General features: G+C 69.0%; 23 protein-coding genes. 12 read left to right on the top strand and 11 right to left on the bottom strand.

What is annotated here, in order from left to right; translation table 11 throughout:
* Positions 1-52 precede the first annotated feature (52 nt).
* The gene (locus H036_RS0119185; protein WP_051068732.1) at positions 53-778 is read left to right on the top strand and encodes a polyprenol monophosphomannose synthase; all 726 of its coding nucleotides are present in this window, start codon (positions 53-55) and stop codon (positions 776-778) included.
* 53 nt (positions 779-831) lie between these two features.
* The gene (locus tag H036_RS0119180) at positions 832-1329 is read left to right on the top strand and encodes an FxsA family protein (RefSeq protein WP_017936433.1); all 498 of its coding nucleotides are present in this window, start codon (positions 832-834) and stop codon (positions 1327-1329) included.
* Between the two features lie 42 nt (positions 1330-1371).
* Here H036_RS0119180 and H036_RS0119175 read toward each other — a convergent pair whose 3' ends face one another.
* The 3 genes from H036_RS0119175 to H036_RS0119165 all read right to left on the bottom strand — a co-directional run bounded on the left by H036_RS0119175 (position 1372) and on the right by H036_RS0119165 (position 4096).
* Positions 1372-1752: an RNA polymerase-binding protein RbpA gene (locus H036_RS0119175; protein ID WP_017936432.1), complete on the bottom strand. Its 381-nt coding sequence runs from the start codon at positions 1750-1752 to the stop codon at positions 1372-1374.
* Between the two features lie 194 nt (positions 1753-1946).
* On the bottom strand, positions 1947-3326 hold the full coding sequence (locus H036_RS0119170) for an MFS transporter (RefSeq protein WP_036489339.1): 1380 nt from the start codon (positions 3324-3326) through the stop codon (positions 1947-1949).
* A complete protein-coding gene (locus tag H036_RS0119165; RefSeq protein WP_017936430.1) occupies positions 3323-4096 on the bottom strand; it encodes a glycerophosphodiester phosphodiesterase family protein in 774 nt (257 codons plus the stop codon). The genes H036_RS0119170 and H036_RS0119165 overlap by 4 nt, the downstream gene beginning before the upstream one ends.
* 91 nt (positions 4097-4187) lie before the next feature.
* Between H036_RS0119165 and H036_RS0119160 the strand changes: the two genes are divergently transcribed.
* Entirely contained in the window at positions 4188-5009 is an 822-nt protein-coding gene (locus H036_RS0119160; RefSeq protein WP_017936429.1) for an SDR family oxidoreductase, read from the top strand.
* Between the two features lie 114 nt (positions 5010-5123).
* On the opposite strand, the gene H036_RS0119155 is transcribed toward H036_RS0119160, so the two are convergent.
* Positions 5124-6650 carry a helix-turn-helix domain-containing protein gene (locus tag H036_RS0119155; RefSeq protein WP_017936428.1) on the bottom strand — a complete coding sequence of 509 codons (1527 nt, stop codon included), beginning with the start codon at positions 6648-6650 and terminating at the stop codon, positions 5124-5126.
* Between the two features lie 77 nt (positions 6651-6727).
* On the opposite strand from H036_RS0119155, the gene H036_RS0119150 reads away from it, so the two are divergent.
* Positions 6728-7750: a zinc-dependent alcohol dehydrogenase family protein gene (locus H036_RS0119150; protein ID WP_017936427.1), complete on the top strand. Its 1023-nt coding sequence runs from the start codon at positions 6728-6730 to the stop codon at positions 7748-7750.
* Between the two features lie 111 nt (positions 7751-7861).
* On the opposite strand, the gene H036_RS0119145 is transcribed toward H036_RS0119150, so the two are convergent.
* Positions 7862-10117 (bottom strand): glycosyltransferase family 2 protein, encoded by a 2256-nt coding sequence (locus tag H036_RS0119145; protein WP_198290027.1) that lies wholly within the window; start codon positions 10115-10117, stop codon positions 7862-7864.
* Between the two features lie 297 nt (positions 10118-10414).
* On the opposite strand from H036_RS0119145, the gene H036_RS0119140 reads away from it, so the two are divergent.
* Complete coding sequence (locus H036_RS0119140; RefSeq protein ID WP_026146174.1) at positions 10415-11968, top strand: chitinase; 1554 nt, start codon at positions 10415-10417, stop codon at positions 11966-11968.
* 12 nt (positions 11969-11980) lie between these two features.
* On the opposite strand, the gene H036_RS0119135 is transcribed toward H036_RS0119140, so the two are convergent.
* On the bottom strand, positions 11981-12496 hold the full coding sequence (locus H036_RS0119135) for a gamma carbonic anhydrase family protein (protein WP_017936424.1): 516 nt from the start codon (positions 12494-12496) through the stop codon (positions 11981-11983).
* A gap of 82 nt (positions 12497-12578) precedes the next feature.
* Positions 12579-13646, bottom strand: a complete 1068-nt coding sequence (locus H036_RS0119130) for an NAD-dependent epimerase/dehydratase family protein (protein ID WP_017936423.1) — start codon at positions 13644-13646, stop codon at positions 12579-12581.
* Between the two features lie 57 nt (positions 13647-13703).
* Between H036_RS0119130 and H036_RS0119125 the strand changes: the two genes are divergently transcribed.
* The 3 genes from H036_RS0119125 (at position 13704) to H036_RS0119115 (ending at position 17382) form a co-directional block, all read left to right on the top strand.
* Positions 13704-14723 carry an LLM class flavin-dependent oxidoreductase gene (locus H036_RS0119125; protein ID WP_017936422.1) on the top strand — a complete coding sequence of 340 codons (1020 nt, stop codon included), beginning with the start codon at positions 13704-13706 and terminating at the stop codon, positions 14721-14723.
* 94 nt (positions 14724-14817) lie between these two features.
* A complete protein-coding gene (locus H036_RS0119120; RefSeq protein ID WP_017936421.1) occupies positions 14818-17169 on the top strand; it encodes an ATP-binding cassette domain-containing protein in 2352 nt (783 codons plus the stop codon).
* Positions 17170-17187: 18 nt separating this feature from the next.
* A complete protein-coding gene (locus H036_RS0119115; protein WP_017936420.1) occupies positions 17188-17382 on the top strand; it encodes a hypothetical protein in 195 nt (64 codons plus the stop codon).
* An 87-nt stretch (positions 17383-17469) separates the two neighbouring features.
* Here the strand turns inward: H036_RS0119115 and H036_RS0119110 are convergent, their stop codons facing one another.
* Positions 17470-18264: an MBL fold metallo-hydrolase gene (locus H036_RS0119110; RefSeq protein ID WP_017936419.1), complete on the bottom strand. Its 795-nt coding sequence runs from the start codon at positions 18262-18264 to the stop codon at positions 17470-17472.
* 130 nt (positions 18265-18394) lie between these two features.
* Between H036_RS0119110 and H036_RS23785 the strand changes: the two genes are divergently transcribed.
* A complete protein-coding gene (locus H036_RS23785; protein WP_017936418.1) occupies positions 18395-18724 on the top strand; it encodes a DUF4031 domain-containing protein in 330 nt (109 codons plus the stop codon).
* A gap of 169 nt (positions 18725-18893) precedes the next feature.
* The gene (locus H036_RS0119100; RefSeq protein ID WP_017936417.1) at positions 18894-19916 is read left to right on the top strand and encodes a TerC family protein; all 1023 of its coding nucleotides are present in this window, start codon (positions 18894-18896) and stop codon (positions 19914-19916) included.
* Between the two features lie 94 nt (positions 19917-20010).
* Here the strand turns inward: H036_RS0119100 and H036_RS23780 are convergent, their stop codons facing one another.
* On the bottom strand, positions 20011-20403 hold the full coding sequence (locus H036_RS23780) for a DUF427 domain-containing protein (RefSeq protein WP_017936416.1): 393 nt from the start codon (positions 20401-20403) through the stop codon (positions 20011-20013).
* Between the two features lie 652 nt (positions 20404-21055).
* On the opposite strand from H036_RS23780, the gene H036_RS0119085 reads away from it, so the two are divergent.
* Complete coding sequence (locus H036_RS0119085; RefSeq protein ID WP_017936414.1) at positions 21056-21244, top strand: hypothetical protein; 189 nt, start codon at positions 21056-21058, stop codon at positions 21242-21244.
* Positions 21245-21257: 13 nt separating this feature from the next.
* Here the strand turns inward: H036_RS0119085 and H036_RS0119080 are convergent, their stop codons facing one another.
* Both H036_RS0119080 and H036_RS0119075 read right to left on the bottom strand, forming a co-directional pair.
* Positions 21258-22094, bottom strand: coding sequence for an acyl-CoA thioester hydrolase/BAAT C-terminal domain-containing protein (locus H036_RS0119080; RefSeq protein ID WP_051068729.1), 837 nt, complete (start codon positions 22092-22094; stop codon positions 21258-21260).
* Positions 22095-22279: 185 nt separating this feature from the next.
* A complete protein-coding gene (locus H036_RS0119075) occupies positions 22280-23524 on the bottom strand; it encodes an Ig-like domain-containing protein (protein WP_017936411.1) in 1245 nt (414 codons plus the stop codon).
* Between the two features lie 267 nt (positions 23525-23791).
* Here H036_RS0119075 and H036_RS0119070 point away from each other — a divergent pair, with 267 nt between their 5' ends.
* Positions 23792-24328, top strand: coding sequence for a GNAT family N-acetyltransferase (locus H036_RS0119070; RefSeq protein ID WP_017936410.1), 537 nt, complete (start codon positions 23792-23794; stop codon positions 24326-24328).
* The last annotated feature ends 36 nt before the right edge of the window (positions 24329-24364 follow it).

Here is a 24364-nt window from a genome sequence, read left to right as displayed (position 1 = left end):
AGGCGGAAGTCGCGACGTGAGTACTGATCTGGGTGCGTTGGGTCGGGTGGTGATGGTGGTCCCGACCTATAACGAGGCTGCGAATCTGGGTTGGGTGGTGGGCCGGTTGCGTCGGGCCGAGCCTGGGGTCGAGGTGTTGGTGGTCGATGACGGCTCTCCTGATGGCACCGGTGCTTTGGCTGATGAGCTGGCCGCGGGTGATGAGCGGGTCCATGTGTTGCATCGCACCAGCAAGGAGGGGTTGGGTGCGGCGTACTTGGCGGGGTTCGGTTGGGCGTTGGAGCAGGGCTTTGACGTGATCGGGGAGATGGATGCGGATGGTTCGCATCAGCCCGAGGAGCTGGGTCGGTTGTTGGTGGCGTTGCGTGATGCGGATCTGGTGATCGGGTCGCGGTATGTGCCGGGTGGGTCGGTGGTGAACTGGCCACTTTCGCGGCAGGTGCTCTCGCGGGGTGGGAATCTCTATGTCCGGTTGTTGTTGGGGATCGGGATCCGGGATGCGACGGCGGGGTTCCGGTTGTTTCGTCGGGCGACGTTGGAGAAGGTGGATCTGGGGTCGGTGGAGTCGGCGGGGTATGTGTTCCAGACTGATCTGGCGACGCGGACGTTGCGGGCGGGGTTGGTGGTGCGGGAGGTGCCGATCGAGTTCGTGGAGCGGGTGCGGGGTGCCTCGAAGATGAGTGGGGCGGTGGCCTCGGAGTCGCTCAAGCTGGTGACGCGGTGGGGGTTGCGGGAGCGTCGGCGTCAGCTGACCCGTACCTGGCGCCGCACCCACTGAGGTAGCCGCCTACCGCGGCCCATGGCTGTTGGGCCACCCGCGATAATGATGGGATGAGCGGCTACACAGTCAACCCGAACCGGCGACGGCGATGGCCGTGGGTGCTGCTGCTCGTGTTCGTGGTGCTTCCGGTGCTGGAGATCTACTTCATCATCCAGGTCGGCCAGGTCATCGGCGCCTGGTGGACGGTGCTGCTGCTCGTCGCCGACTCCGTGGTCGGCAGCTGGCTGGTCAAGCGCGAGGGCTCACGGGCCTTCGAGGCCCTGCGGGTCGCGCTGAGCAGCGGTCGGATGCCGGCCAAGGAGCTCACCGACGGTGGACTCATCCTCGTCGGCGGCACGCTGATGGTCGCTCCCGGATTCGTCACCGACATCGTCGGCTTCTTCCTGATCCTGCCCTTCACCCGGCCGTTGGCGCGGCGCGTGCTGGCCGCGCTCGTCGCGCGCAAGCTGTTGGGTCCCCGCGACGGCGGTCCGAACGGAACTCGCCCCGGCGCCGGTCCGCAGGGACCGATCGTCCGGGGCGAGGTCATCCCCGAAGAGCCGACGTAGCGGCAACTCCGGGGTGATCGACCAGTGATCAGCTGACGCCGGTCAGACGCCAGCCCGCTTCTTGCTGGGCCGGTGCAGGTGCGCGGGGCCGATCTCGCCCCCACGCAGCAGGTCCAGCCGCTCCTTGAGGATGTCCTCGAGCTCGCTCTCCGAGCGCCTCTCCAAGAGCATGTCCCAGTGGGTGCGGACGGGCTTCTCGTTCTTCTCCTCCGGCAGGTTGCCGGCGACGTTCAGCGCCTCGGCCCCGCAGCGCGGGCACTCCCAGGTCGTCGGCACCTCGGCCTCGTCCGACATGGTGATCTCGAACTGATGTCCCTGCGGACAGCGATATCCGACCTGCTGCCGCGCCGCGAACTCGATGCCGCGCTCGTCCTCGAAGCTCTGGCCGCCGAGTCGGGCACCGCGCAGTGTGCGCTCTGCCATGGGCCACCTCCTTTTGTTCTTCCCCCGAGTGTCTTCTGTAGGGCGGTTCCCGCCGCGCGAGGTGATGTAACTTCTGACGCGCTGGGACCGAACCTCTCGAAGTCTTCAACGGTAGCCGGGTGCCGAAGATTCCGTCCAACCCCGACGAATGGCTCACACGGCGTACGTCTTCCGATGCCTGCGATTCACAGCTCTCACACAGTGGCGGGCACGGTGTTGCCGGCTTCCTCGATGCCACGTCGCGGATCCAGCCGGAGCAGGAAGAACGCCCCGAGGACGAAGAAGATCAGCAGCGAGACGATCGCCGGGCGGTAGGAGCCGCTGACCTGGAAGACCACGCCGAACAACAGGGTGCCGAACCACGACGTGCCTCGTTCGCAGGCGTTGTAGAGCGCGAAGTACTCGCCCTCGCGGCCGCGCGGGATCAACAGGCTGAAGAACGAGCGGGATAGCGCCTGGGTCCCGCCCATCACCAAGCCGATGGCCACACCGATCGCCAGGAACAGCCCCACGTTGCGCTCCGGCAGGAACATCGCGAGTACGACGATGGCCATCCACGCGAAGGTGCCGTACAGAAGGCAGCGATAGGCGCCGTACCGGCTCGCCCACCTGCCGAAGAACAACGCTCCGCCGAAGGCGACGAACTGGATCATCAGGATCGCCGCGATCAGCACCGAATCGGAGAAGTGCAGCTGCTTGGAGCCGTAGATCGAGGCGCTGTAGATGACCGTCTGGATGCCGTCGTTGTAGAAGAGATAGGCCAGCAGGAAGGTCACCGTCATCGGGAACGCCCGCAGCTCCCGCAGGGTGGCCCACAGCTGTCCGAAGGAGCGCTGCAGGAGACCGCCCGATGTCGGCTCGACCCCCTGGGGTGGGGAGTTGCGCAGCTTGCTCACCGGGATGATCGTGAACGCAGCCCACCACACAGAGGCGGAGAGCAGCGAGAGTCGGACGGCAAACTCCTTGCTCAGCCCGAAGGCATCGTGGCCCTCCACCATCACCAGGTTGATCAACAGCAGGAGGCCGCCGCCGAGATAGCCGAACGCCCAGCCCCGCGACGAGGCGAGGTCGCGCTCGTCCTCGGTGGAGATGTCGACCATGATCGCGTAGTAGCTGACCAGCGAGCAGCCGGCCAGGATCGAGCTCACCACGACCGCTACCGCCCCTAGGCGCCAGTGATCGCCGTGCATGAAGAACAGCAGCGCGCCGACGAAGGATCCGGCCCAGGCGCAGCCGCCCATGTGCCACTTCTTGCGCTCGGATCGGTCGGCGAGTGCCCCGACCACGGGCAGGACGAACGCGCTCGCGATGGTGGCGAAGCTGGTCAGGTACGACGGCAGCGAGCCCGCGGCCAGGTGCAGGCCCAGCACGTCCACTGTCTTGTTGCAGGTGTCGTCCGGGCTGTCCCCGCAGCCGGCCGCGCGGCCGGCCACGGTGATCATGAACGGTCCGAACAGCACCGTCAGCACCGTGGTGTAGAAAGCTGAGTTGGCCCAGTCGTACCAGTTCCAGGCCCTCTGCTGCTGGCGCCGTCGGACCGGCGCGAAGTCGCCCAGACCCTGGGCCGCTGTCATGCCCGGCTCCCGCTGGTTGGCCACTGGCCGCGCGCGATCAGGACCTCCTTCAACAGGTCGGTGCGGTCGGTCATCAGACCGTCCACCCCGATGTCGAGGAGCTCCCGCATCTCCCCAGGATCATCGATCGTCCACACGTGCACCTGCTTGCCGGCGCGGTGAGCGCGATCGACGAAGTCGCGGGTGACGATCGGCAGGACCCGACCGCGGACGGTGCGCCGGTGCGGGACCTGGAACGCGACGAAGTCCTCCCCGGCGAGCAGGCGCGCGAGCCGTGGGCTGGGGGAGAGGAGGTAGGCGGCCACCTCCACCGGGTGGGCACTGGTGGCCACCCGGCCGCCGGTCAGCCGCCGGAAGGCGCGCAGGCGGCGTACGCCGAAGGAGCCGACGACGACCCGGTCGTGCGCGCCACGCTCGTCCAGGAAGCGAGCCAGCGCCGGCACAGCGCCGCCGGACTTGAGGTCGATGTTGAAGCTGGCGCCGGGGAAGGCTTCGAAGAGCTCGGCCAGCGTCGGGACCTGGTGTTGGCTGGCGATCCGGGCCGCACGGACCTCGGCCAGGGTCAGCTCGGCGATCGATCCGGTGCTGTCGGTGACCCGATCGAGCACGTCGTCGTGGAACGCCAGCAGCACCCCGTCACGGGTCACATGCACGTCTGTCTCGAGGTGGGTGTAGCCCAGCGCGACGGCGTGCCGGAAGGCGGCCAGGGTGTTCTCCAGCCCCTCGATCTCGGGGTGGTAGGCCCCGCCCCGATGGGCGAAGGCGAGCACGGGGCGCTGCGTCACGGGAGCAGTATGTCGGGTCGCGTGCCTTGGCTCGCGTCGTAGCGTTCGGGACATGGTGTCCTCAACGAACAGAACAGTGAAGAACTGGTTCATCACCGGCGCGTCCCGCGGCTTCGGCCGTGAGTGGACCATCGCGGCGCTCGAGCGCGGCGACCGCGTCGCCGCGACCGCCCGCGACCTGAGCACCCTCGACGTGCTCGCCGCGCAGTACGGCGACGATTTCGTCCCCCTCCAGCTCGACGTCACCGACCGCGACGCCGCCCGGACGGCGGTCGCCGACGCGCATCGCGCCCTCGGTCCGCTCGACGTCATCGTCAACAACGCCGGCTACGGGCACTTCGGCTTCGTCGAGGAGCTCACCGAGTCCGACATCCGCGCCCAGATGGAGACGAACTTCTTCGGGCTCCTGTGGGTGACCCAGGCGGCGCTGCCGCTGCTGCGCGAGCAGCGCAGTGGTCACATCATCCAGGTCACCTCGGTCGGCGGCGTCACCGCGTTCCCGGGGCTCGGCGCCTACCACGCGTCGAAGTGGGCGGTGGAGGGGCTCACCCAGGCGCTGGCGGCCGAGGTCAAGGACCGGGGCATCCACGTCACGCTGGTGGAGCCCGCCGGCTTCGCGACCGACTGGGGCGGTGCGTCCTCGGTGCACTCAGTGCCTCTGGCGGCGTACTCGGAGGCGCACCAGCGCAACGAGGAGGCACGTGCCAAGCGCAACACGTCCGGCCCCGGCGACCCCCGTGCCTCGGCCGCCGCGCTGATGGAGATCGTCGATGCCGAGCAGCCGCCGCTGCGCTGCCTCTTCGGGGCCGCCGCCTTCGGCATCGTCAAGGCCGACTACGAGTCCCGCCTCGCCACCTGGGAGGAGTGGGACCGGGTCGCGCAGCTCGCCCAGGGCTGAGCACACGCCGAGCACACGCACGCCGAGCTTGTCGAGGCGCCTCGACAAGCTCGGCGTACGGCTCGGCGTGCGGCTCGGCGTACGGCTCGGCGTACGGCGGCGTCCGTGGAGCCCTCAGATGTCCCGGAACGGCTCGATGTTGGCGCCGAGCTGGTTGAGTCGCTCGGCGAGGTCCTCGTACCCGCGCGCGATGACGTACGTCGAGCGCAGCACCGAGGTGCCCTTCGAGGCGAGCATCGCCAGCAGGATCACCACGGCCGGGCGCAGCGCAGGCGGGCAGACGATCTCGGTGCCGCTGAAGTGCGTCGGCCCCTCGATCATGACCCGGTGCGGGTCGAGCAGCTTGACCTGGCCGCCTAGCTTGTTGAGCTCCGTCAGGTAGATGGCGCGGTTCTCGTAGACCCAGTCGTGCAGCAGGGTCTGGCCCTGTGCGACCGCCGCGATCACGGCGAAGAACGGCAGGTTGTCGATGTTGAGCCCCGGGAACGGCATCGGGTGGATCTTGTCCAACGGCGCGTGCAGCAGCGAGCGGTGCGTGGTCAGGTCGACCAGCCTGGTCTTGCCGTTCAGTGCGGCGTACTCGGCCGAGCGGGTGTAGTTGAAGCCCATCTCCTCCAGCGTCGCGAGCTCGATCTCGAGGAACTCGATCGGCACCCGGCGGATGGTGATCTCCGAGCTCGTCACGATCGCCGCGGCGAGCAGCGACATCGCCTCGATCGGGTCCTCGGAGGGCGCGTAGTCGACGTCGACGTCGATCTCGGTCCGACCGGTCACGGTCAGGGTGGTGGTGCCGACGCCCTCGACCTCGACGCCGAGCTTCTGCAGGTAGAAGCACAGGTCCTGGACCATGTAGTTCGACGAGGCGTTGCGGATCACCGTGGTGCCGGGGTGCAGCGCCGCCGCCATCAGGGCGTTCTCGGTGACGGTGTCGCCACGCTCGGTCAGCACGATGGGCCGATCCGGCTCGATCGCCCGGTTGACGAACGCGTGGTAGGAGCCGTCGGTGGCCTTCACCTCGAGCCCGAACGGACGCAGCGCCGCCATGTGCGGCTCCACGGTGCGGGTGCCGAGCTGGCAGCCGCCCGCGTAAGGCAGCTCGAAGTTGTCCTCGCGGTGCAGCAGGGGTCCGAGGAACATGATCACCGAGCGCGTACGCCGCGCAGCCACCTCGTCGATGTTGCTCAGCCGCAGCTCCTTGGGCGGCACGATCTCCAGGTCGTTGTCCGCGTTGAGCCAGCGGGTCTGGACGCCGAGGGAGTTGAGCACCTCGAGCAGGCGGTTGACCTCTTCGATCCGGGCGACCTTGCGCAACGTGGTCCGGCCCTTGTTGAGCAACGTCGCGCACAGCAGCGCAACCCCGGCGTTCTTCGACGTCTTCACATCGATCTCACCCGACAGGGTGGTGGGGCCCGTGACCCGGAGGTGCGTCGGACCAGCGCCGAGTGCGACGATCTCCGACTCCAGTGCGCTGCCGATCCGCGCGATCATCTCCAGCGAGAGGTTCTGCTGACCCTTCTCGATCCGGTTGATCGCGCTCTGGCTGGTGGCCAGGCGCTCGGCGAGCTGGGCCTGAGTCAGGCCGCGGTGCTTGCGAGCGTCCCGGATGAGGTTCCCGATACGACCCTTGTAACCATCCGTCATGCCATCACGGTAACTCACATGTGAGATATCGCAACGTCGGCGCGGCGGCGTGGCGCGGTCCTGCAAGGATGACACACATGCGCGCCACCACTCTGCATGCCCCGTTCGACATCCGCTACACCGAGGTCCCTGACCCCGAGATGACCGCCCCGACGGACGCGATCGTCAAGGTCACGGCCGCCTGCGTCTGCGGCTCCGACCTCTGGAACTACCGCGGCGAGAACCAGATCAACCCCGGCATGACGATCGGCCACGAGTGCCTGGGAGAGGTCGTCGCCGTCGGTGCCGCGGTCAAGAACGTCGCCATCGGAGACCACGTCGTCGTGCCCTTCTGCCACTGCGACAACACCTGCCCCGACTGCCAGGCCGGCGTCCAGTCCGCCTGCCGGCACGGCGGCTTCACCCTCAGCGGCCAGGGGGAGCTCTCCCGTGTCGCCCAGGCCGACGGCAGCCTGGTCAAGCTCGACGGCGTGCCCGACCCGGCACTGGTCCCGTCACTGCTGGCGCTCACCGACGTCATGCCCACCGGCTGGCACGCTGCGGTCTCGGCCGGCGTCAGGCCCGGCAGCACGGTCGTGGTGATCGGTGACGGGGCCGTGGGTTTGTGCGGCGTACTGGCGGCGTCGGTGATGGGTGCCGAGCGGGTCGTGGCGATGTCGCGTCACGAGAGCCGGCAGCGACTCGCCACCGCCTTCGGCGCCACCCACATCATCGCCGAGCGCGGCGAGGACGGTATCGCCGCAGTCCAGGAGCTCACCGCAGGGATCGGCGCCGACGCGGTGCTCGAGTGCGTCGGCACCGGGCAGTCGATGGAGACGGCGTTCCAGATCGCGCGCGCCGGCTCCACGGTCGGCTTCGTCGGCGCCCCGCACGGCGTCGAGCTGCCGGTGCGACGGATGTTCGTCAAGAACATCGGCCTCGCCGGTGGCATGGCCCCGGTCCGCCGCTACCTGCCCGAGCTGCTCGACCTGGTGCTCGAGGGCCGGATCGACCCCGGCAAGGTCTTCGACCTGACCCTGCCGATGGACCAGGTCGCCGACGCGTACGCCGCGATGGACGAGCGCCGCGCGATCAAGGTCGCGCTGACGCCGGTCGGCTGACGGGCCTGGGGTAACACGCTGTTACAGCAGGTAGACGGTCGTTGCAACGACCGTCTACCTGTGCGGACGACGTGTTACCCGCGGTAACAGCGTGTTACCCCAAACGCCGCCTCAGCGCCGCTGCGTCAGCCGCCGACGACGGTCATCACGGCGCCGCAGGTCGCGCCCGAGCCGCCGGTCGCCGTGGTAGAGGATCGAGGCCCAGTCGACGTTCTGCGCTCCAGCCAGGACCGGTGCCGCGGACTTCGCGGCGGGACGGCGCTTGGGCACCATCAGCCAGTTGACCACGCCCATCGCCATGTCGATGAGCGAGTTCGCGATGCCGATGTAGGCGCGGATCGCGCCGAAGGCCAGCACGGCGTTGAAGACGGCGAAGGCGAAGTTCGGCCAGTTGTGGTGGTGGTAGTCGCGCCAGGCGGTGAGCAGGGAGTAGAGCACCACCAGATAGGGGACGACCACGTAGAGACCCGGCGAGGCGGTGCGGTTGCGCACCTTCGGCGTACGGACGAAGGGGATCTTCTCGCCGGTGAAGGCCTGCTGGACCGACTTCAGCACGCCTGCCAGGTTGACCGGCAGGAGCACCAGGTTGAAGCCGTAGATCCGGAAGACGTCCAGGTAGCGGTGGCCACACAGGTTGAGGTCGCTGGACATCGCGATGAAGTAGGGGAGTGCCGCGCCGACGACCAGCGGACTGAGCAGCCGGCCGTCGTAGGGGTAGAACAGCAGGAACAGCAACCCCAGGCTCGCCCACGCGAGCGAGGCCATGTAGTTGACCCGCAGCGCGGTCTCGAGGCGCTTGATCGGACGGCCCGCGGCCGCGCGCTGGCGACGCTGCATCCAGAACTTCGGCAGGATCAGCAGACCGCCGTTGGCCCACCGCCGCCGCTGCACCACCAGGGAGCCGAAGTCGGGCGGGGTGGCGCTGTAGCTGAGTCGCTCCGGGTAGTTCACCAGCCGCCAGCCGGCGGTCGAGATGTCGATGCTCGACTCGGTGTCCTCGATGACCGTGCGGTCCTGGATGTAGGTCCGGATCTCATGGCCGCCGACGGTGTCCACCTCGACGATGTCCTCCAGGGCGCGGCGCCGGATGACGGCGTTGGCGCCCACCCAGAACGTCGCGTCGTACGCCGTCATGCCCTGGTGCAGGATGTGCTGGATGTCGGTGGTCGCACCTGCGATCCGCTCGATGCGGGTCGGCGCGCCGCGGAAGGACGAGTACGGCGTCTGCACGATCGCGACCCGGTCGTTCTCCGGCTGCTCGAGGAAGTAGACCAGGCGCAGGCAGTAGTCGCGCAGCAGCTGGGAGTCGGCATCGAGGGTGAGGACGTACTCGGTGTTCTCGATGTCCAGGTCGCCCGGCTGGGCGGCGGCGCCCGGCGCCACCCGACGCAGCTCGACGCCGGCCACGGTCTCGGTCGGCCGCCAGCGGCCTCCCATCAGGCCGAGGTAGGAGTTGATGTTCATCGCCTTGTTCGCCTCTTGGGACAGCGAGGCATAGCGCTTGCGCTCGAAGTTGTCGACGCGAGCGCGGAAGATCCAGGTCAGCCGGCGGTGCAGCTCCAGCAGGCGAACGGCAGGCAGGACGGCGTCGCGCTGCACGAGCACGGCGTCGAGTGCGAGCAGGCTCAGTCGCAGCTCGCTGGCCAGACCCATCAGCACCTGGTCGACGAAGAACTCGCTGACGTGGTCGGCGACGACCTCCGTCGTACCCATGTGCTCGAGCCACTCCGCGGCGGCGGTGTACTCCTCGGCCAACCGGCGCACCAGCGGCAGCGGCGCGTTGACGTGCTCCAGCCGCGTCTCCAGGTCGTCGTCGCCCTCGAAGGACGCCGCCTCCGAGGTCTCGGTGGCCTTCTTGGTGGCCTTCTTGGTGGCGATCGCCTCCAGGTCGTCGGCGAGCACCGCGCGCGCGTCCTCGTACGCCGTCAGCGCGCGAGCGTGCGGCTTGGCGAGCGCCTCGGTGATCTCGCCGGCGAGTGCGCGGGTCTGGTCGAGCCTCTTCAGGGTCTCCGGGTCGGTGGGGAACGGCGGGTCGTCGAGGAGCAGGACCAGACGCAGGTCGGGGTACTCCTGCAGGGCCGCACTCCACAACGTCAGCCGGACGACGTCGGGCTCCTCGGCGTAGGAGGGCACCAGCACGGTGAGGGGATCGTGCTCATCGGTGAAGTGTCCGTCCAACAGGCCGCGAGGGACGCGACGGTGCTCGCGGAAGCGGCGCAGCGCGCCCTGCCGGGCGACCAGGTACATCAGGGCCGACCAGGTGAGGAAGGTGACCACCGCGAGGTAGCCGACAGCCTCCATGGTGAACCGGAACCCGCCACCGTCGTCGAGGAAACGGCGGAAGAGCGTTGAGACGACATAGCCCACCCAACACCCGATCGTGACTACGATGGCGACTCGACCCCATGTCAGCTTCGCGATGCTCGGCTGCAGGTGCACGATCGGCATGGGTTCGGACCGGCGCTCGGCCCCCCACTGTCGCCGGGGTCCCGCGGCCTGGACAGGCGCCCCGCCGGTGACTCCGCTCATTTTCTCCCCGATTCTCCTACGAATCCCGAGTTCCCTACCGATAAGAAGAATTCGGCAGGCATCGCGCGGACCTGAACCGAAGCCGCGAATAATCTGGAGGACCGTGTGGGGCAGTTCGAAGGACGCCGACTGTCGGTGACCCGTCTGGGGATCCTGACCGTTCTCGTGCTCGCCGCGGTCTTCGCGTCGCTGCGCGGCTGGAACTGGTTCCAGGAGAGCCGGGCGCTCGGCCAGGCGGCCGGTCCTGGCTTCGCCGGGTACGTCGACGTCACCGCCACCCCCTCGCTCTCGTTCGAGGACCCGCAGAACGCCGCCTCCCGCGATGCGGTGCTGGCCTTCGTGGTCGCCGATCCGCAGAACGGCTGCTCGCCGTCCTGGGGTGCGGCGTACTCGCTGGACGATGCGGCCGAGCAGCTAGACCTGGACCGCAGGATCGCGCGCCTGCAGCAGCGTGGCGGCGCAGCGATCGTCTCCTTCGGCGGCCAGGCCAACAGTGAGCTGGCGGTCACGTGCACGTCGGAGACCAGCCTGTACGACGCCTACAAGGAGGTCGTGACGCGCTACCACCTGCAGGCGATCGACCTCGACCTCGAGGGCACCGCCCTCGACGACACTGCGGCCGGGCAGCGCCGGGCCGCCGCTATCGCGCAGCTGCAGAAGAGCACGCACGTCGAGGTCTGGCTGACGGTGCCGGTGGCACGCGCCGGGCTGACCCAGGCGGGCCAGAACGCCGTCTCAGCGATGCTGAGCGGTGGCGTCGATCTGACCGGCGTCAACGCGATGACGATGGACTACGGCGCCGACCTGCCGAACAACGAGTCGATGGGGGAGGCGGCCGAGGAGTCGCTGACCGCCACGCACGCCCAGGTCCGTGCGCTCTACGCCAAGGCAGGCGACGAGCTGACGTCGGTGGCCGCCTGGCAGCGGATCGGCGCGACCGCGATGATCGGGCAGAACGACAGCGCCGGCGAGATCTTCGGACTGCTGGACGCCCAGCGACTGCGCCGCTTCGCGGTCGAGCACCGGCTCGGCCGGCTCTCGATGTGGTCGCTGAACCGTGACCGTCCCTGCGGCGCCAACTATCCCGACGTCACGATCGTCTCGGATGCTTGCAGCGGCGTGAAGCAGGACGCCGGGGACTTCGCCGCGGCACTCGGCGGAACCGGTCACGTGGACCCGATCGTCTCCGCCTCGCCGTCCGCCTCTGCGAGCCCCTCGGGCAACCCGACCGTGACGCCGAGTGACAACCCTGCGACGAGTCCGTACCCGATCTGGCAGGCCGACCAGGTCTACCTGCAGGGCACCCGGGTGGTGTGGCACCACAACGTGTACGTCGCGAAGTGGTGGACGTCGGGCGACGTACCGGACAACCCGCTGCAGAACGGCGACGCCACTCCCTGGACCCTGATCGGGCCGGTGCTGCCGGGCGAGACCCCGCGCCCCACGCCGACCATGCCGGCCACCTTCTACCCGACGTGGCGGATCGACAAGACCTACCACGCCGGCGACCGAGTGCTCTTCGAGGGCGTCCCCTACGTCGCGCAGTGGTGGACCCAGGGCGACAGCCCTGCCACGCCGGGCACACTCAACGCACCTGCCCCGTGGCGGCCGCTGACCGAGAAGGAGATCGTCACCGCGCTGAATGGTCCGACGTCACCCTCGGCGTCTCCGGACCAGCAGCAGCCCTAGCCAGGTGCGTTCTCAGGCGGTGTCCGCGCGATAGGTCTGCGCGAGATGGCGATAGTGCTCGGCGTTGAGCCGGATGAGCTCGACCTCCTCGGCGCCGAGCTCCCGGCGTACCTTTGCCGGCACGCCGGCCACCAGCGAACGGGGCGGCACGACCGTGCCCTCGGGCACGAGCGCGTTGGCGGCGACGATCGAGCCGGTGCCGATCACCGCGCCGTTGAGGATCGTCGCGTTCATGCCGACCAGGACGTCGTCCTCGATCCGGCAGCCATGCAGGACGGCACCGTGTCCGACCGAGACGTTGTTGCCCACGCTCAACGGCTTGCCCGGGTCGGCGTGCGCGGCCACCAGGTCCTGGAGGTTGCTGCCCTCGCCGATGGAGATGGACTCGGCATCGGCCCGCACCACGGCGTTGAACCAGATGCTCGCCGAGGCGCCGACCTCGGCAGCGCCGATGACGAAGGCCCCGGGAGCGACGTAGGCGGTCTCGTGAACCAGCGGCTGGGCGTTCGGGAGCGGAAGCAGCGTCATGAGGACATAGTGCCGGTGCGCCGAGAGTCGCGGCCGAAGGCACGCTCACCGGTCATCGCCGGTCCTCGCAGGTCCTTCGATCTCACGGTTCACGGCGGCGCGCGACGGACGAGCCGTGCCACGCCAGCGCAAGGCCGTCTCGGACGCTGCGCTCGCGCAGGATCGGGGTGTCGTCGTGGGCGGCATCGCGCATGCCCTCGATCGTCTCCACCAGCACCTGCTGACCGTTCAGCTGCGGCGACCAGCCCAGCTCCACGCGGGCGCGCGTGCTGTCCAGGAGAGGTACGCCGTAGGCGAGGTCGAGCCAGCCGACGTCCACCTGCTGCAGGTGTGCGCGCCAGCTGAGGTCCACGATCCGCCGTAGCGCGCTCAGGGGCACCGGGACGTGCCGGGCGCCCAGCGCGGCGGCGATGTCCTCCACCCGGAGCACTCCGTCCGCCGCGAGGTTGAACGGTCCACCGGCCCGCTGCTCGATCGCCAGCCGGATCGCGGTGGCGACGTCGTCGGCGTGCACGAACTGCAGCCGCAGGCGGCCATCGACGGGCAGGACCGGCACCCGCCTGAGCGCCGCCGAGGGCACGAGCGCAGGCAGCGCGTAGCGCAGCAGCCCCGAGGCACCGGTGCGCTGGCCGATCAGCGACGGACGCGTGCGAGTGATCGTGAGAGTCGGATGCTCCGCCGCCACCTGGTCGAGGAGCTGCTCCACGGTCGCCTTGTGCCGGCTGTACGGCGAGGTGGGGATGCCACCGCGGGCCCAGGACTCATCGACCGGCCGGTCGTCACCGGGCGCGGGCGAGTAGGTGCCGAGCGAGGACTGGTGCACCAGCTGCGGCACGCCCGCCGCGATCACCGCGGCGATCACCTTCGTGGTGCCGCCGACGTCGACCCGCTCGAGGTAGTCGATGTCATGCGTCGGCTGGAAGCCCCAGACGAGGTGCACGACCGCATCAGCGCCCTCGAAGGCCGATGCCAGCCGTGGGCCGGCATCGGGATGGGTGAGGTCGATGGTGTGCCAGCTTGCCGCGGCGTACGCGCTGTCCTCGTCGGGCGGGCGCCGGGCGATGCCGACGACGTCGTGGCCGTGGCTGAGCAGGGTGCGCACCAGCGCCGTACCCACGTTGCCGGTGGCTCCGGTGACTGCGATCCTCATGGTGAGCCGGTACCCCGTTGTCGGGAATGCCAGAGAAAGTTGAGCGTTGAACCAGTTGTGAAGAACATCGGCTTCCTCTCCTTCGGCCACTGGACCCCGTCGCCCCAGTCGGCGACGCGCTCGGCCTCCGACGTGCTGCTGCAGTCGATCGACTTGGCGGTGGCTGCGGAGGAGGTGGGCGCCGACGGCGCCTACTTCCGGGTGCACCACTACGCCCGGCAGCTGTCCTCGCCCTTCCCGCTGCTGGCGACGATCGGCGCCCGCACCAGCCGGATCGAGATCGGCACGGGCGTGATCGACATGCGCTACGAGAACCCGCTCTACATGACGGAGGACGCCGGCTCGGCGGACCTCATCGCCGGTCACAGGCTCCAGCTCGGCATCTCGCGAGGCAGCCCGGAGCAGGTGATCGACGGTTACAAGTACTTCGGCTACCAGCCGGCCGAGGGCGAGAGCGACGCCGACATGGCGCGCCGTCACACCGAGGTGTTCCTCGAGATGCTGAAGGGCGAGGGGTTCGCGCAGCCCAACCCGCGGCCGATGTTCGCCAACCCGCCGGGCCTGCTGCGCCTCGAGCCGCACTCGGAGTCCCTGCGCGAGCGGATCTGGTGGGGCTCAGGCTCTGACTCGACCGCGCGCTGGGCAGCGGAGCTCGGGATGAACCTCCAGAGCTCCACCCTCAAGGAGGACGAGAGCGGTGAGCCGTTCCACGTCCAGCAGCGCAAGCAGATCGAGAAGTACCACGAGGCGTGGCGCGAGGCCGGCCACACCCGCACGCCGCGAGTGAGCGTGAGTCGGTCGATCATGCCGATCGTGGACGAGATCGATGCGATGTACTTCGGCGGCGAGGGCGAGAGCCGTGACCAGGTCGGTCAGCTCGACGAGTTCCGGGCGATCTTCGGCCGGACCTATGCGGCCGAGCCGGACAAGCTCGTCGATCAGCTGCGCGAGGACGAGGCGATCGCCGCCGCGGACACGCTGCTGCTCACCGTCCCCAACCAGCTCGGCGTCGACTACAACGCCAAGCTGCTGGAGAAGATCCTGACCCACGTCGCCCCGGCGCTCGGTTGGCGCTGACGGGCTCCTGACCCCCGCTACCTGACCTTCCTCACCTCCCGCCGGCGTGTCGAGGTGAGGAAGGTCAGGTGCGTGGCGGTGACATGATTCCTGCGTGCGAGCCGACAGCCATGACGTGATCCGTGTCCACGGGGCCCGGGTGAACAATCTGCGGGACATCGACGTCGAGCTTCCGAAGCGCCGGTTGAGCGTCTTCACCGGCGTCTCGGGCTCGGGCAAGAGCTCGCTGGTCTTCGGCACCATCGCCGCGGAGTCGCAGCGGCTGATCAACGAGACCTACTCGACCTTCGTCCAGGGGTTCATGCCATCGCTGTCGCGCCCGGACGTCGACGTACTGGAGGGCATCACGACCGCGATCCTGGTCGACCAGGAACGCCTCGGTGCCAACGCACGCTCCACGGTCGGCACCGTGACCGACGCGCACGCGATGCTGCGCACCCTCTTCAGCCGGCTGGGCACGCCGTACGTCGGAGGCCCGCAGGCCTTCTCCTTCAACGTCCCCACCCGCACGGCCGGCGGGGCGATGAGCACCGTGCGCGCGGGCGGACGCGTCGAGAAGAAGGTGGTCAAGAACGCCGTCTACCTCGGCGGCATGTGCCCCGAGTGCGAGGGCCGCGGCAACGTCTCGACGCTCGACATGACCCAGATCCTCGACGAGTCGAAGTCCCTCAACGAGGGCGCGATCCTGGTGCCTGGCTACACCGCGGACGGCTGGATGGTCGGCACCTTCCGCGAGTCGGGCTTCTACTCGCCCGACGTCGCGATCAAGGACTTCACCGACGAGCAGCGGCACGACCTGCTCTACCGCGAGCCGGTCAGGATCAAGGCCAAGGGCATCAACGTCACCTACGAGGGCCTGATCCCGAAGATCCGCAAGTCGATGTTCGACAAGGACGTCGACTCCCTGCAGTCCCACATCCGGGCGTTCGTGCAGCGTGCGGCGGTCTTCGCGGCCTGTCCGGCGTGCGGCGGGACCCGGCTCAACCAGGCGGCACGCAGCTGCACCATCGGCGAGACGTCGATCGCCGACGTGGCGGCGATGCAGATCACCGACGCCGCCGTCTGGGTGCGTGGGATCCGCGACCCTGGCGTGGCCCCGCTGGTGGACGCGCTGGCCGCGCTGCTGGAGTCCTTCGACGCGATCGGGCTCGGCTACCTCTCCCTGGATCGCGCCTCGGGCACGCTCAGCGGGGGAGAGGCCCAGCGGGTCAAGATGATCCGGCACCTGGGCTCGGCGCTCACCGACGTCACCTACGTCTTCGACGAGCCGACCGTCGGCCTGCACCCGCACGACATCCAGCGGATGAACGAGCTGCTGCGCGACCTGCGCGACAAGGGCAACACCGTGCTCGTGGTCGAGCACAAGCCCGAGACGATCCGGATCGCGGACCACGTCGTCGACCTCGGGCCCGGTGCCGGCTCGGCCGGCGGGACCATCTGCTACCAGGGCTCGTTCGAGGGACTGCGCGCGAGCGACTCCCTCACGGGCCGCTACCTCGACCATCGAGCGCGCCTGAAGGACGACGTCCGTACGCCGACAGGCCGCCTGGAGATCCGCGGCGCCAATACCCACAACCTGCGTGACGTCTCGGTCGACGTGCCGCTCGGCGTGCTGTGCGTCGTCACCGGCGTCGCTGGATCGGGCAAGTCCTCGCTGATCCACACGCACCTGCCCGGCGAGGGCACCGTCACCGTGGACCAGTCGGCGATCAAGGGCTCACGGCGCAGCAACCCGGCGACGTACACCGGCCTGCTCGAGCCGATCCGGAAGGCCTTCGCCAAGGCCAACGGCGTGAAGCCGGCGCTGTTCTCGGCCAACTCCGAGGGCGCCTGCCCGACCTGCAACGGCAACGGGATGATCTACACCGAGCTGGGCTTCATGGACACGGTGGCGACAGTCTGCGAGGACTGCGGCGGCAAGCGGTTCCAGGCCGACGTGCTGGAGCTGCGCTTCGGCGGCCTGAACATCGCCGAGGTGCTGGATCTGCCCGTGGCCGAGGCGCTGGCGTTCTTCTCCGCGGGGGAGGCCGCGACGCCCGCGGCCGCCAAGGTCCTGGTCCGGATGGCGGATGTGGGGCTGGGCTACCTCAAGCTCGGCCAGCCGCTGAACACCCTCTCCGGTGGTGAGCGTCAGCGGATCAAGCTGGCCACCCACATGGTCGCGGATGGCGGGATCTACGTGCTCGACGAGCCGACCTCGGGCCTGCATCTTGCCGACGTGGACAACCTCCTCGGCCTGCTCGATCGGCTCGTCGACTCCGGCAAGTCGGTGATCGTGATCGAGCACCACCAAGCGGTGATGGCGCACGCCGACTGGATCATCGACCTCGGCCCGGGCGCAGGCCACGACGGCGGCCGGGTGGTGTTCGAGGGGACTCCTGCAGCGCTCGTCGCCGCGCGGAGCACGCTGACTGGTCAACACCTGGCGGAGTACGTCGGCGGCTGAGCGGGGTACCTGTCCCGCATGAGCGACATTCCTGACGAGGAGCACGTCGAGTCCCGCGCCGAGCTGCTGCCCGAGGAGGCCGCCGCCGGCAGCGACGATCCGCACGAGCAGGCCGAGGTGATCCTGCAGGAGTCCGAGGAGCGCACCCAGGACCCCGAGGGCACCGCGGCCGAGTCGGTCCAGACCAGCACCTCCGACCAGCGGCCGTCCTGACGAGTGATGCCTCCGGCACGGTCGAGTGATGCCTCCGGCACGGTCGAGTGATGCCTCCGGCACGGTCGAGTGATGCCTCCGGCGATCTCAGGGGCGCAACGAGACGGTCTCCCCTCGCACCACCGTTCGTAGGACACCGCCGAGGCCGCGCTGCTGCCATGCGGCCTCGAAGTCAGCCAGCGACGACCGGAAGACGGTGTAGTCGTCGTAGTGCACCGGCACAGCCACACGCGGCGCCAGCAGGTCGACCAGGTCGGCGCCCTGGGCGGCGTCCATGGTGACCAGCATGCCGAGGATGCGGGTGCCGCCGAGGTGGATGACCAAGGCGTCGATCGGGCCGCAGCGTTCGACAACCTCACGCAACCAGGGCCGGTAGAGCGTGTCTCCGGTGATGTAGATCCGCAGCGGGGCGTGACCGCTCCCGTCGCGAAGTTCCAGGACGCTGCCCATCACAGGCGGCAGCAGGCTGCGCGCGAATGCCGGCGCATGTTCGCCCGGTACCGACGTGATCTGCAGCCTGGCGCCTGCCCGCTCCAGGACCTCGGAGGTCCAGGCCGTCATCGGGACCGCTCCGCCGAAGCCCCAGTCGCGCAGCCGTCGAGAAGCTTGCGGGGTGGTGAGGATCGGCAGGGTGCGGGGGAGCTCCTGACGCGCAATCCGGTCGAAATGGTCCCCGTGCAGGTGCGAGAGGACGACGGCATCCATCTCCGGCAGCTGTGCCGGCTGGAGGGACGGCTCGGTCCGGCGACGGGCGAAGAGCCCCTTGCCGAGATAGGCCCGCTGTCCCTGATGCAGGAAGTTCGGGTCGGTGAGCAACGTGAACGGTCCGAGCCGGAGCAGGGCAGTGGCGGTCCCGACGAACTCCAAGGTGGCGTCGTGCATCCTGCGCGGTACCCGTCCGGAGCGGAAGTCAACGGCCGCCAGGGCGCGCCAGGTGGCCCGGGCGAGGCGGCCGGTGACGCCTCGCCGACGGCCTGAGGAAGAATGCTGACGACCGCAAGAAGGGTGGCTGATGACCGTCTACGTCGACGACTACCGCACCGAGGCACGCGTCGGGCATGTCACTGCCCGGTGGTCCCACATGATGGCCGACTCGGTGGCCGAGCTGGTGGAGTTCGCCGGCCGCCTCGGCCTGAAGCCTGCATGGCTGCAGGACAAGGCCGGCGGCGTGCACTTCGACATCACCGATCCGACGCGCACTGAGGCGATCCGGCTCGGCGCCGTACCGATCCGGTGCCGGTCGGACCAGTGGAAGCGCGTCGTGGATGAGGCCCGGCAGCAGCACAGCGGCCCCAGGCGGCCACGTCGCTTCCCGGTCGATCCTGACCCTCACAACGCGTAGAACAGTTGTTCGATCTGGCTGGTGCCGCTAGGGTTCTGGTGAGGGGAGTACCCCGCCAACGCTCCTTCGGTCAGTACGGCGGCCCGATGGCCGCCCCGGAGGACGCCTCACCCACTGCGGTGGCGTGAGGTGGGGGAGACCTCAGACGTGACCGTCTGAGGAGTCCCCGATGATCGAGACCATCGCTTCGCCCACGCTCTGGGCGATCACCATCACCGGCGTCGTCGCGCTGCTGGCCTTCGACCTCGCCCTGACCCGGCGAGCGCACGAGGTCAGCATGCGTGAGGCGGTCGGCTGGTCGGTGTTCTACCTGGCGCTGCCGGTCGCCTTCGGTGCCTGGCTCTGGATGAGCCACGGCCACGGCGTGGGCACCGAGTTCTACGCCGGCTACCTGGTGGAGAAGTCGCTCAGCGTCGACAACCTGTTCGTCTTCATGCTGCTGCTCTCCGCGTTCGCCGTTCCGACGGACCGACAGCAGAAGGTGCTCCTGTACGGCATCACGGGTGCCCTGGTGCTCCGCGGCATCTTCATCGCCATCGGTGCGGCCGCGCTGGCGGCGTACGACGTCGTCTTCCTGCTCTTCGGGGCGGTCCTGGTGGCGACCGGGGTGAAGCTGCTGCGCGACACCCTCCGCGGCCACGACCCGGAGACCTCGCCCGACCGGATGCGGGTCGTGCGGCTCGCCCGGCGCATCGGGTTGCCACCCTTCGCCGTCGTGGTGGCGGCCGTGCTGACGACCGATCTCATCTTCGCCGTCGACTCCATCCCGGCGGTCTACGGCATCACCGGCGATCCCTACCTCGTCTTCGTCACCAACGCCTTCGCGCTGCTCGGCCTCCGCGCGCTGTACTTCGTGCTTCGTGGGGCGCTGTCGGAGCTCGCTCATCTCGGCTACGGGCTCGCGGCCATCCTGGTCTTCATCGGCGCCAAGCTGGGTCTGCACTGGGGTCACGGCCGCTGGCACGGCGTACCGGAGATCTCCACGTTGCTCTCGCTCGGCGTCATCGTCGTGATCCTCGCCGTGACGATCGCTACGAGCCTGCTGCTCGGCCCACGCGAAGCAGCCGCCCAAGAAGCCGAGGTCGAGCCGGCGGGGGAGCGACGTGCGATCGACGCAGACCTGGCCGACGGCCCTGGTGCCATTCCCGGCCATCGGAGCGAAATGAATGCTCCGCCCAGCCGTCACCTCTAGTGAGCGCGGCCGGCCGCGCCCGATCCTGGGAGAGGTTCTCTTGCCGGGAAACAGCGGGTGGGTGGCGCGTCACGCACGGGTCACCCGCCCGCGACTAATCCTTCGACCCGCCGGCGGGGACTTCGCTGAGCTGGACGCGGTCGGGGTAGAAGGCGACGTAGTCCTTGATCTCGACCATCGCCGGGTGCGGCTCCTCATAGGTCCAGGTCGCGTTGTCGATGACCGCATCGCCTGCATGCACGCTGTAATAGCTCGCGTCGCCCTTGAACGGACAGTACGTCGAGTGCTCCGTGCGCTCGAGTGCCGCCATATCGACGTCGGCGCGAGGGAAGTAGCGCACCGGCGGGTAGTCGGCCTCCTGCAGCGTGAGGGTCGCCGAGGAGTCGGCGATCGTCTGCCCGCCCGCAGTGGCGGTCACCCGCGCGCCGTCCTGCCTGATGGTGATCGGGTGATCGGGGCCCGGGGTCATGATCGGCTTGTCGCTCATGTGATCTGGAACACGGCGTGGTGATCAGGCATTCCGAGTAAGCGACGAGGGTCGGAACAGCTTCTCGGGAACTGGTTGATCGACGAGTCCGGCACTGGCTGCAGCATGCTACAATAATGCTACCCTGACGCGGCTCTCGGCTCGTCCTGGACGAACTGGCTGGGTCCGCGTCCGCCAAGGGGTGCCGTTCGTCCAGGACTATGGCCGGTGCGGCGCTCTTGCTTCGTGTAACGCCGAGCGTTCATCGCGGCGACGAGGTCGTCCCTCGAATTGAGGGGCGGCCTCGTCACATCTCGCTGCCGGACCTGGCGAGGTCATCACCGGGGCTGTCGGCTTCCGCTGCCTGGTACACCACGATCTCGGCTGCGCCAGAGCCGCTGACCTGCGCGAGCACGGCTGCTGCAGACTGAACGCGCCGCGCCACACAACTCGTCACGTGCTTTTTTCGACTCGTCCCAATAGACTGCCGATAAGCGACATTATGTCAACTATCGTGCTTCGGTGAGCGTGGGCCACGGATAGTCCTGGACGAAGCGCACCCCCTGGACGGCATCGATCCAGCCAGTTCGTCCAGGACTATCCGACCACCCGGCCGCCACACCGCAGCCCGAAGACCTTGCCGTCGCGAAGACAACAGGGTGACACTCACGTCATGGTCGTCGTCGGCGTGATCGTTCTTGCACTCGTCAGTGCGCCGATGATCCTCACCGCCGTCGGCGCACGCCGGCGCGGCGATCGGTTGGCGCTCGTGGCCGGATTGTTCTTCCCGGTCGCCTGGGCTATCTGGTACGTGCGTGATGGGGATTCGCCCCATCACGCCGAGGCCGACCGGCCGACCTGAACCGGCGCTCGACTCACGACCCGGTCGGCCGCAATCTCAGCACGCCGCAGATCGCCGGCCAGGCTCGCTCCCCAACCCGCTGCGGCGCACCGGCGTCGCCGCCGACGCGATACCTCCGCGAAGGGTCGGGTGCGGGTTCGCCCGGCAGCACGACCGGGTGGCCGGCTCTCGCGTCCTCGATGACGACCGTCTCGAGTCCGCGCCGGGCCCGGCGCGCCTCGATGGCTCGGGCGGCCGCCACGCTCGGCCAGACCTGGTCGTCACCACCGGCGACGAGCACCAGGTCGGCCTGGATCTCCTCGACCGGAATCGTGGCCGCCTCGACGATCGACGGACCGGCGACGTCTCGGCTGCGTTGGTAGTGCGGCGCGAAGGCGGGCAGGTCGTCTGCTGGCACCCAGCTGCGATCCAGCGGTACGAACGGGACGGGATCACCACGCCAGGTCCACTTGCTCCGCGGCGGGTCGGCATCGTCCGCGCAGTAGCCCTCCCACGCGACGTCACTCGGCGCGAGCGCGACGACAGCCCTGATCCTCGGATCCCTGACCGCCGTCAGCAGCGCTGCCTCCGCGCCGTACGAGAGTCCCAGCACGGCGAGCCGATCGCACTCGGGGGCAAGCAGGTCGAGGGCGTGTACGAAGGTCTCGAGCGGGACCTCGCACGGTACGGCGGGCTGCCCGACTCCCCCGAACCAACGCAGCGCCAGCGCGGTTGCACCAGCATCGCCGAGGGCCTGCGCCCGCCCGATGTCGAGGCGACCGCTGGACCCCGCAAGAACGAGTACGCCGGTCCCCCGGCCGCCCTCAGGGCGCACCCAGTGCAGATCCTCAGCAGCCGTCACTGGACCCATGCCGAGACCCTAGTCGGCTCCCTGTCCGGCAGCGCCGAGATCGGTCCGTGCATCTCCGTCGGAACGATCAGGCCGCCGGTGGGCCTGGGTCGCGCGCCGGTGCCGGCCACCGCGTGCGCCTGAACCTGACGCGACGGCGAGGAGGCCGCCGAGCAGCCTTCCTCGCCGCGTCACGGCAGCGTGCTTCACACCCGGCCTCGACGGCGACGGCCGGCCCACATGCCTGCGGCGCCCGCTGCGATCGCGAACAGACCCATGACGAGGACACCCAACGCCCGGACGGTCACGCTCGGGCCGTCACTACGAACCGCGTATGCACCCGTGTCGACGGACGGACCACTGGTTCCACCGCTGGAGGTGTGCGCAGCATCGGGTGTGTGCAGCGACGCCGGGCTGGTCGATGCCTCAGGTGTGCTCGGAGCCGAGGCCGTTGGCGTCGGCGTGGCAGGCATCGACGACGTCGGCGAGGCGGAGTCAGTCGGCGTAGAACTGGGTGTGGGAGTAGGCGTCACGCCCTCGCCATCGCCGCTCGCGTCGGAGCGCACCAGATCGCTCGAGACGGGGGTGTCCTGCCCGTTGATCTGGACGGTGCCGTCGTTGGCATAGCTGGTCAGTGACGGGTCGGTGACGATCGACTGCACCCAGACGTCGGCCATCTCGCCCTTCGGCAGACCCGTCCACACGACCGTCAACTTGTCTCGGGTGCACGTGATTTGCGCCGGATAGAGAGCATTGTCGTTGGGGTCGGCAACGTTTCCCCATTGGTTGAGCTGCGCACCCACGTTGGCGCTCACGGTGGAACAGTCGAGCGCCAGTCCAGGCCGCGGCAGGTCGGTGACGGTGACGTCTCCGGTGTCGGTCGTGATCGGCGGCACCTGGATGATCGACTGAGGCACCGTCTGGGCGTTGTCGTTCCACCACGTGGACTTCGCCGCCGCTGTCCGTGTCGGCGCGGCGCAGTCCGTCTGGCACGGGGTCCCGGTCTGGACAGGCACGCGGATGACGCTCGACCCGACGTCGAAGCTCAGGTTGACGTCGGAACCGTCGGTGGCCGCGGAGTAGATGGTGCTGAACTGACACGTGCCGTGCACGTCCTGGTGCGTGGCCACGTAGGCGGTCAAGGTGAAGGTGACCAGCCCTGATCCGTCCACCTGGGCGTTGGCCACGACGGCGCCGGTCGAGTCGCGGAGCGCGAAGCTGGTCGCCCCGACCCACTGGAGCTGACCGGGCAGCTGCAGCGCGAAGGTGTCTCCTGCCGCCGACCCGTCGGGGACCGCCCAGGCGCATCCGAAGGTCACCTTGGAACCCTGCGCCACGTTCGTGGCGCTGGTGGTGACGGACGTGATGGCGTTCGGGATCGCGGCGGCGTCAGCCGTGGATGCCGAGACGAGCCCGACGACGGTCAGGACGACCACGACGAGGGCAGCCACGGCGACGAGAAGGCGAGGTCCAGAGCGCTGTGGATTCGAAGCAGAGGTCGTGTGGGCTTGCATGAGACGAGTTCTCACCCTTCGTACGGCGTGGGCCCGTGTGACGCGGGTCTCTCATTGAGATGACGCGCCACCGCCGTTTCGCCTACAGCCACACGGTGTGCCGTCAGTCACACAGGATCCGTACGCCGTCGACCATCAACGTCAGGACCTCTCCCCCGCGGGTCCCGCCAGCAGGATCGGCAGGTCCGGTCTTAGGCTCGGCTCGTGTCCCACGAACAGAACCAGACGTTCCGCATCCGGCCGCTCGAGCCCGACGACGCCGACGCGCTGCACGCGTTGACCCTCGCGAACCGCGAGCACCTCGCGCCCTGGGACCCGCATCGCCCGGAGTACTTCTTCACTCGCGATGGCCGGCAGGAGCACCTCTCGGCCCAACTCGCACGACACCGGACCGGGCATGAGTACCCGTATGTGATGACGCTCGGCGGCAGGCTCGTCGGCCAGATCACGCTGTCCAACGTCGTACGCGGGCCGCTGCAGAGCGCCAACGTGGGCTACTGGATCGACCGGGAGCACCAGGGCCGCGGCCTCACCAGCCAGGCTCTGCGGAGCATCGTCGACCTGGCCCGCGACGACTTCGGTCTGCACCGGCTCGAGGCCGGCACGATGCTGGAGAACGTCGCGTCCCAGCGCGTCCTGACGAGCTGCGGCTTCGAGGAGTACGGCGTGGCGCCGAAGTTCCTCAAGATCGCCGGCAGCTGGCAGGACCACCGGCTCTACCAGCGGATCCTGCACGACTGAGCACGGCCCCGGGCGCTCAGGTGGTAACCCGCTGCG

Origin of the sequence: Nocardioides sp. Iso805N (genome assembly GCF_000364605.1) — a bacterium.
GTDB lineage: Bacteria > Actinomycetota > Actinomycetes > Propionibacteriales > Nocardioidaceae > Nocardioides.
The sequence above is the reverse complement of the archived record's forward strand: the minus strand, read 5'-3'. Positions and strand labels throughout refer to the sequence as shown.

Excerpts from the sequence above, each read along its gene's own strand:
- H036_RS0119175 (WP_017936432.1), bottom strand. The coding sequence starts at position 1,752 with ATGGCAGAGCGCACACTGCGCGGTGCCCGACTCGGCGGCCAGAGCTTC.
- H036_RS0119100 (WP_017936417.1), top strand. The coding sequence starts at position 18,894 with ATGATCGAGACCATCGCTTCGCCCACGCTCTGGGCGATCACCATCACC.
- H036_RS0119150 (WP_017936427.1), top strand. The coding sequence starts at position 6,728 with ATGCGCGCCACCACTCTGCATGCCCCGTTCGACATCCGCTACACCGAG.
- H036_RS0119130 (WP_017936423.1), bottom strand. The coding sequence starts at position 13,646 with ATGAGGATCGCAGTCACCGGAGCCACCGGCAACGTGGGTACGGCGCTG.
- H036_RS0119085 (WP_017936414.1), top strand. The coding sequence starts at position 21,056 with ATGGTCGTCGTCGGCGTGATCGTTCTTGCACTCGTCAGTGCGCCGATG.
- H036_RS0119185 (WP_051068732.1), top strand. The coding sequence starts at position 53 with ATGGTGGTCCCGACCTATAACGAGGCTGCGAATCTGGGTTGGGTGGTG.
- H036_RS0119180 (WP_017936433.1), top strand. The coding sequence starts at position 832 with ATGAGCGGCTACACAGTCAACCCGAACCGGCGACGGCGATGGCCGTGG.
- H036_RS23785 (WP_017936418.1), top strand. The coding sequence starts at position 18,395 with ATGACCGTCTACGTCGACGACTACCGCACCGAGGCACGCGTCGGGCAT.
- H036_RS0119115 (WP_017936420.1), top strand. The coding sequence starts at position 17,188 with ATGAGCGACATTCCTGACGAGGAGCACGTCGAGTCCCGCGCCGAGCTG.
- H036_RS0119170 (WP_036489339.1), bottom strand. The coding sequence starts at position 3,326 with ATGACAGCGGCCCAGGGTCTGGGCGACTTCGCGCCGGTCCGACGGCGC.
- H036_RS0119080 (WP_051068729.1), bottom strand. The coding sequence starts at position 22,094 with ATGGGTCCAGTGACGGCTGCTGAGGATCTGCACTGGGTGCGCCCTGAG.
- H036_RS0119110 (WP_017936419.1), bottom strand. The coding sequence starts at position 18,264 with ATGCACGACGCCACCTTGGAGTTCGTCGGGACCGCCACTGCCCTGCTC.
- H036_RS0119155 (WP_017936428.1), bottom strand. The coding sequence starts at position 6,650 with ATGACGGATGGTTACAAGGGTCGTATCGGGAACCTCATCCGGGACGCT.
- H036_RS23780 (WP_017936416.1), bottom strand. The coding sequence starts at position 20,403 with ATGAGCGACAAGCCGATCATGACCCCGGGCCCCGATCACCCGATCACC.
- H036_RS0119135 (WP_017936424.1), bottom strand. The coding sequence starts at position 12,496 with ATGACGCTGCTTCCGCTCCCGAACGCCCAGCCGCTGGTTCACGAGACC.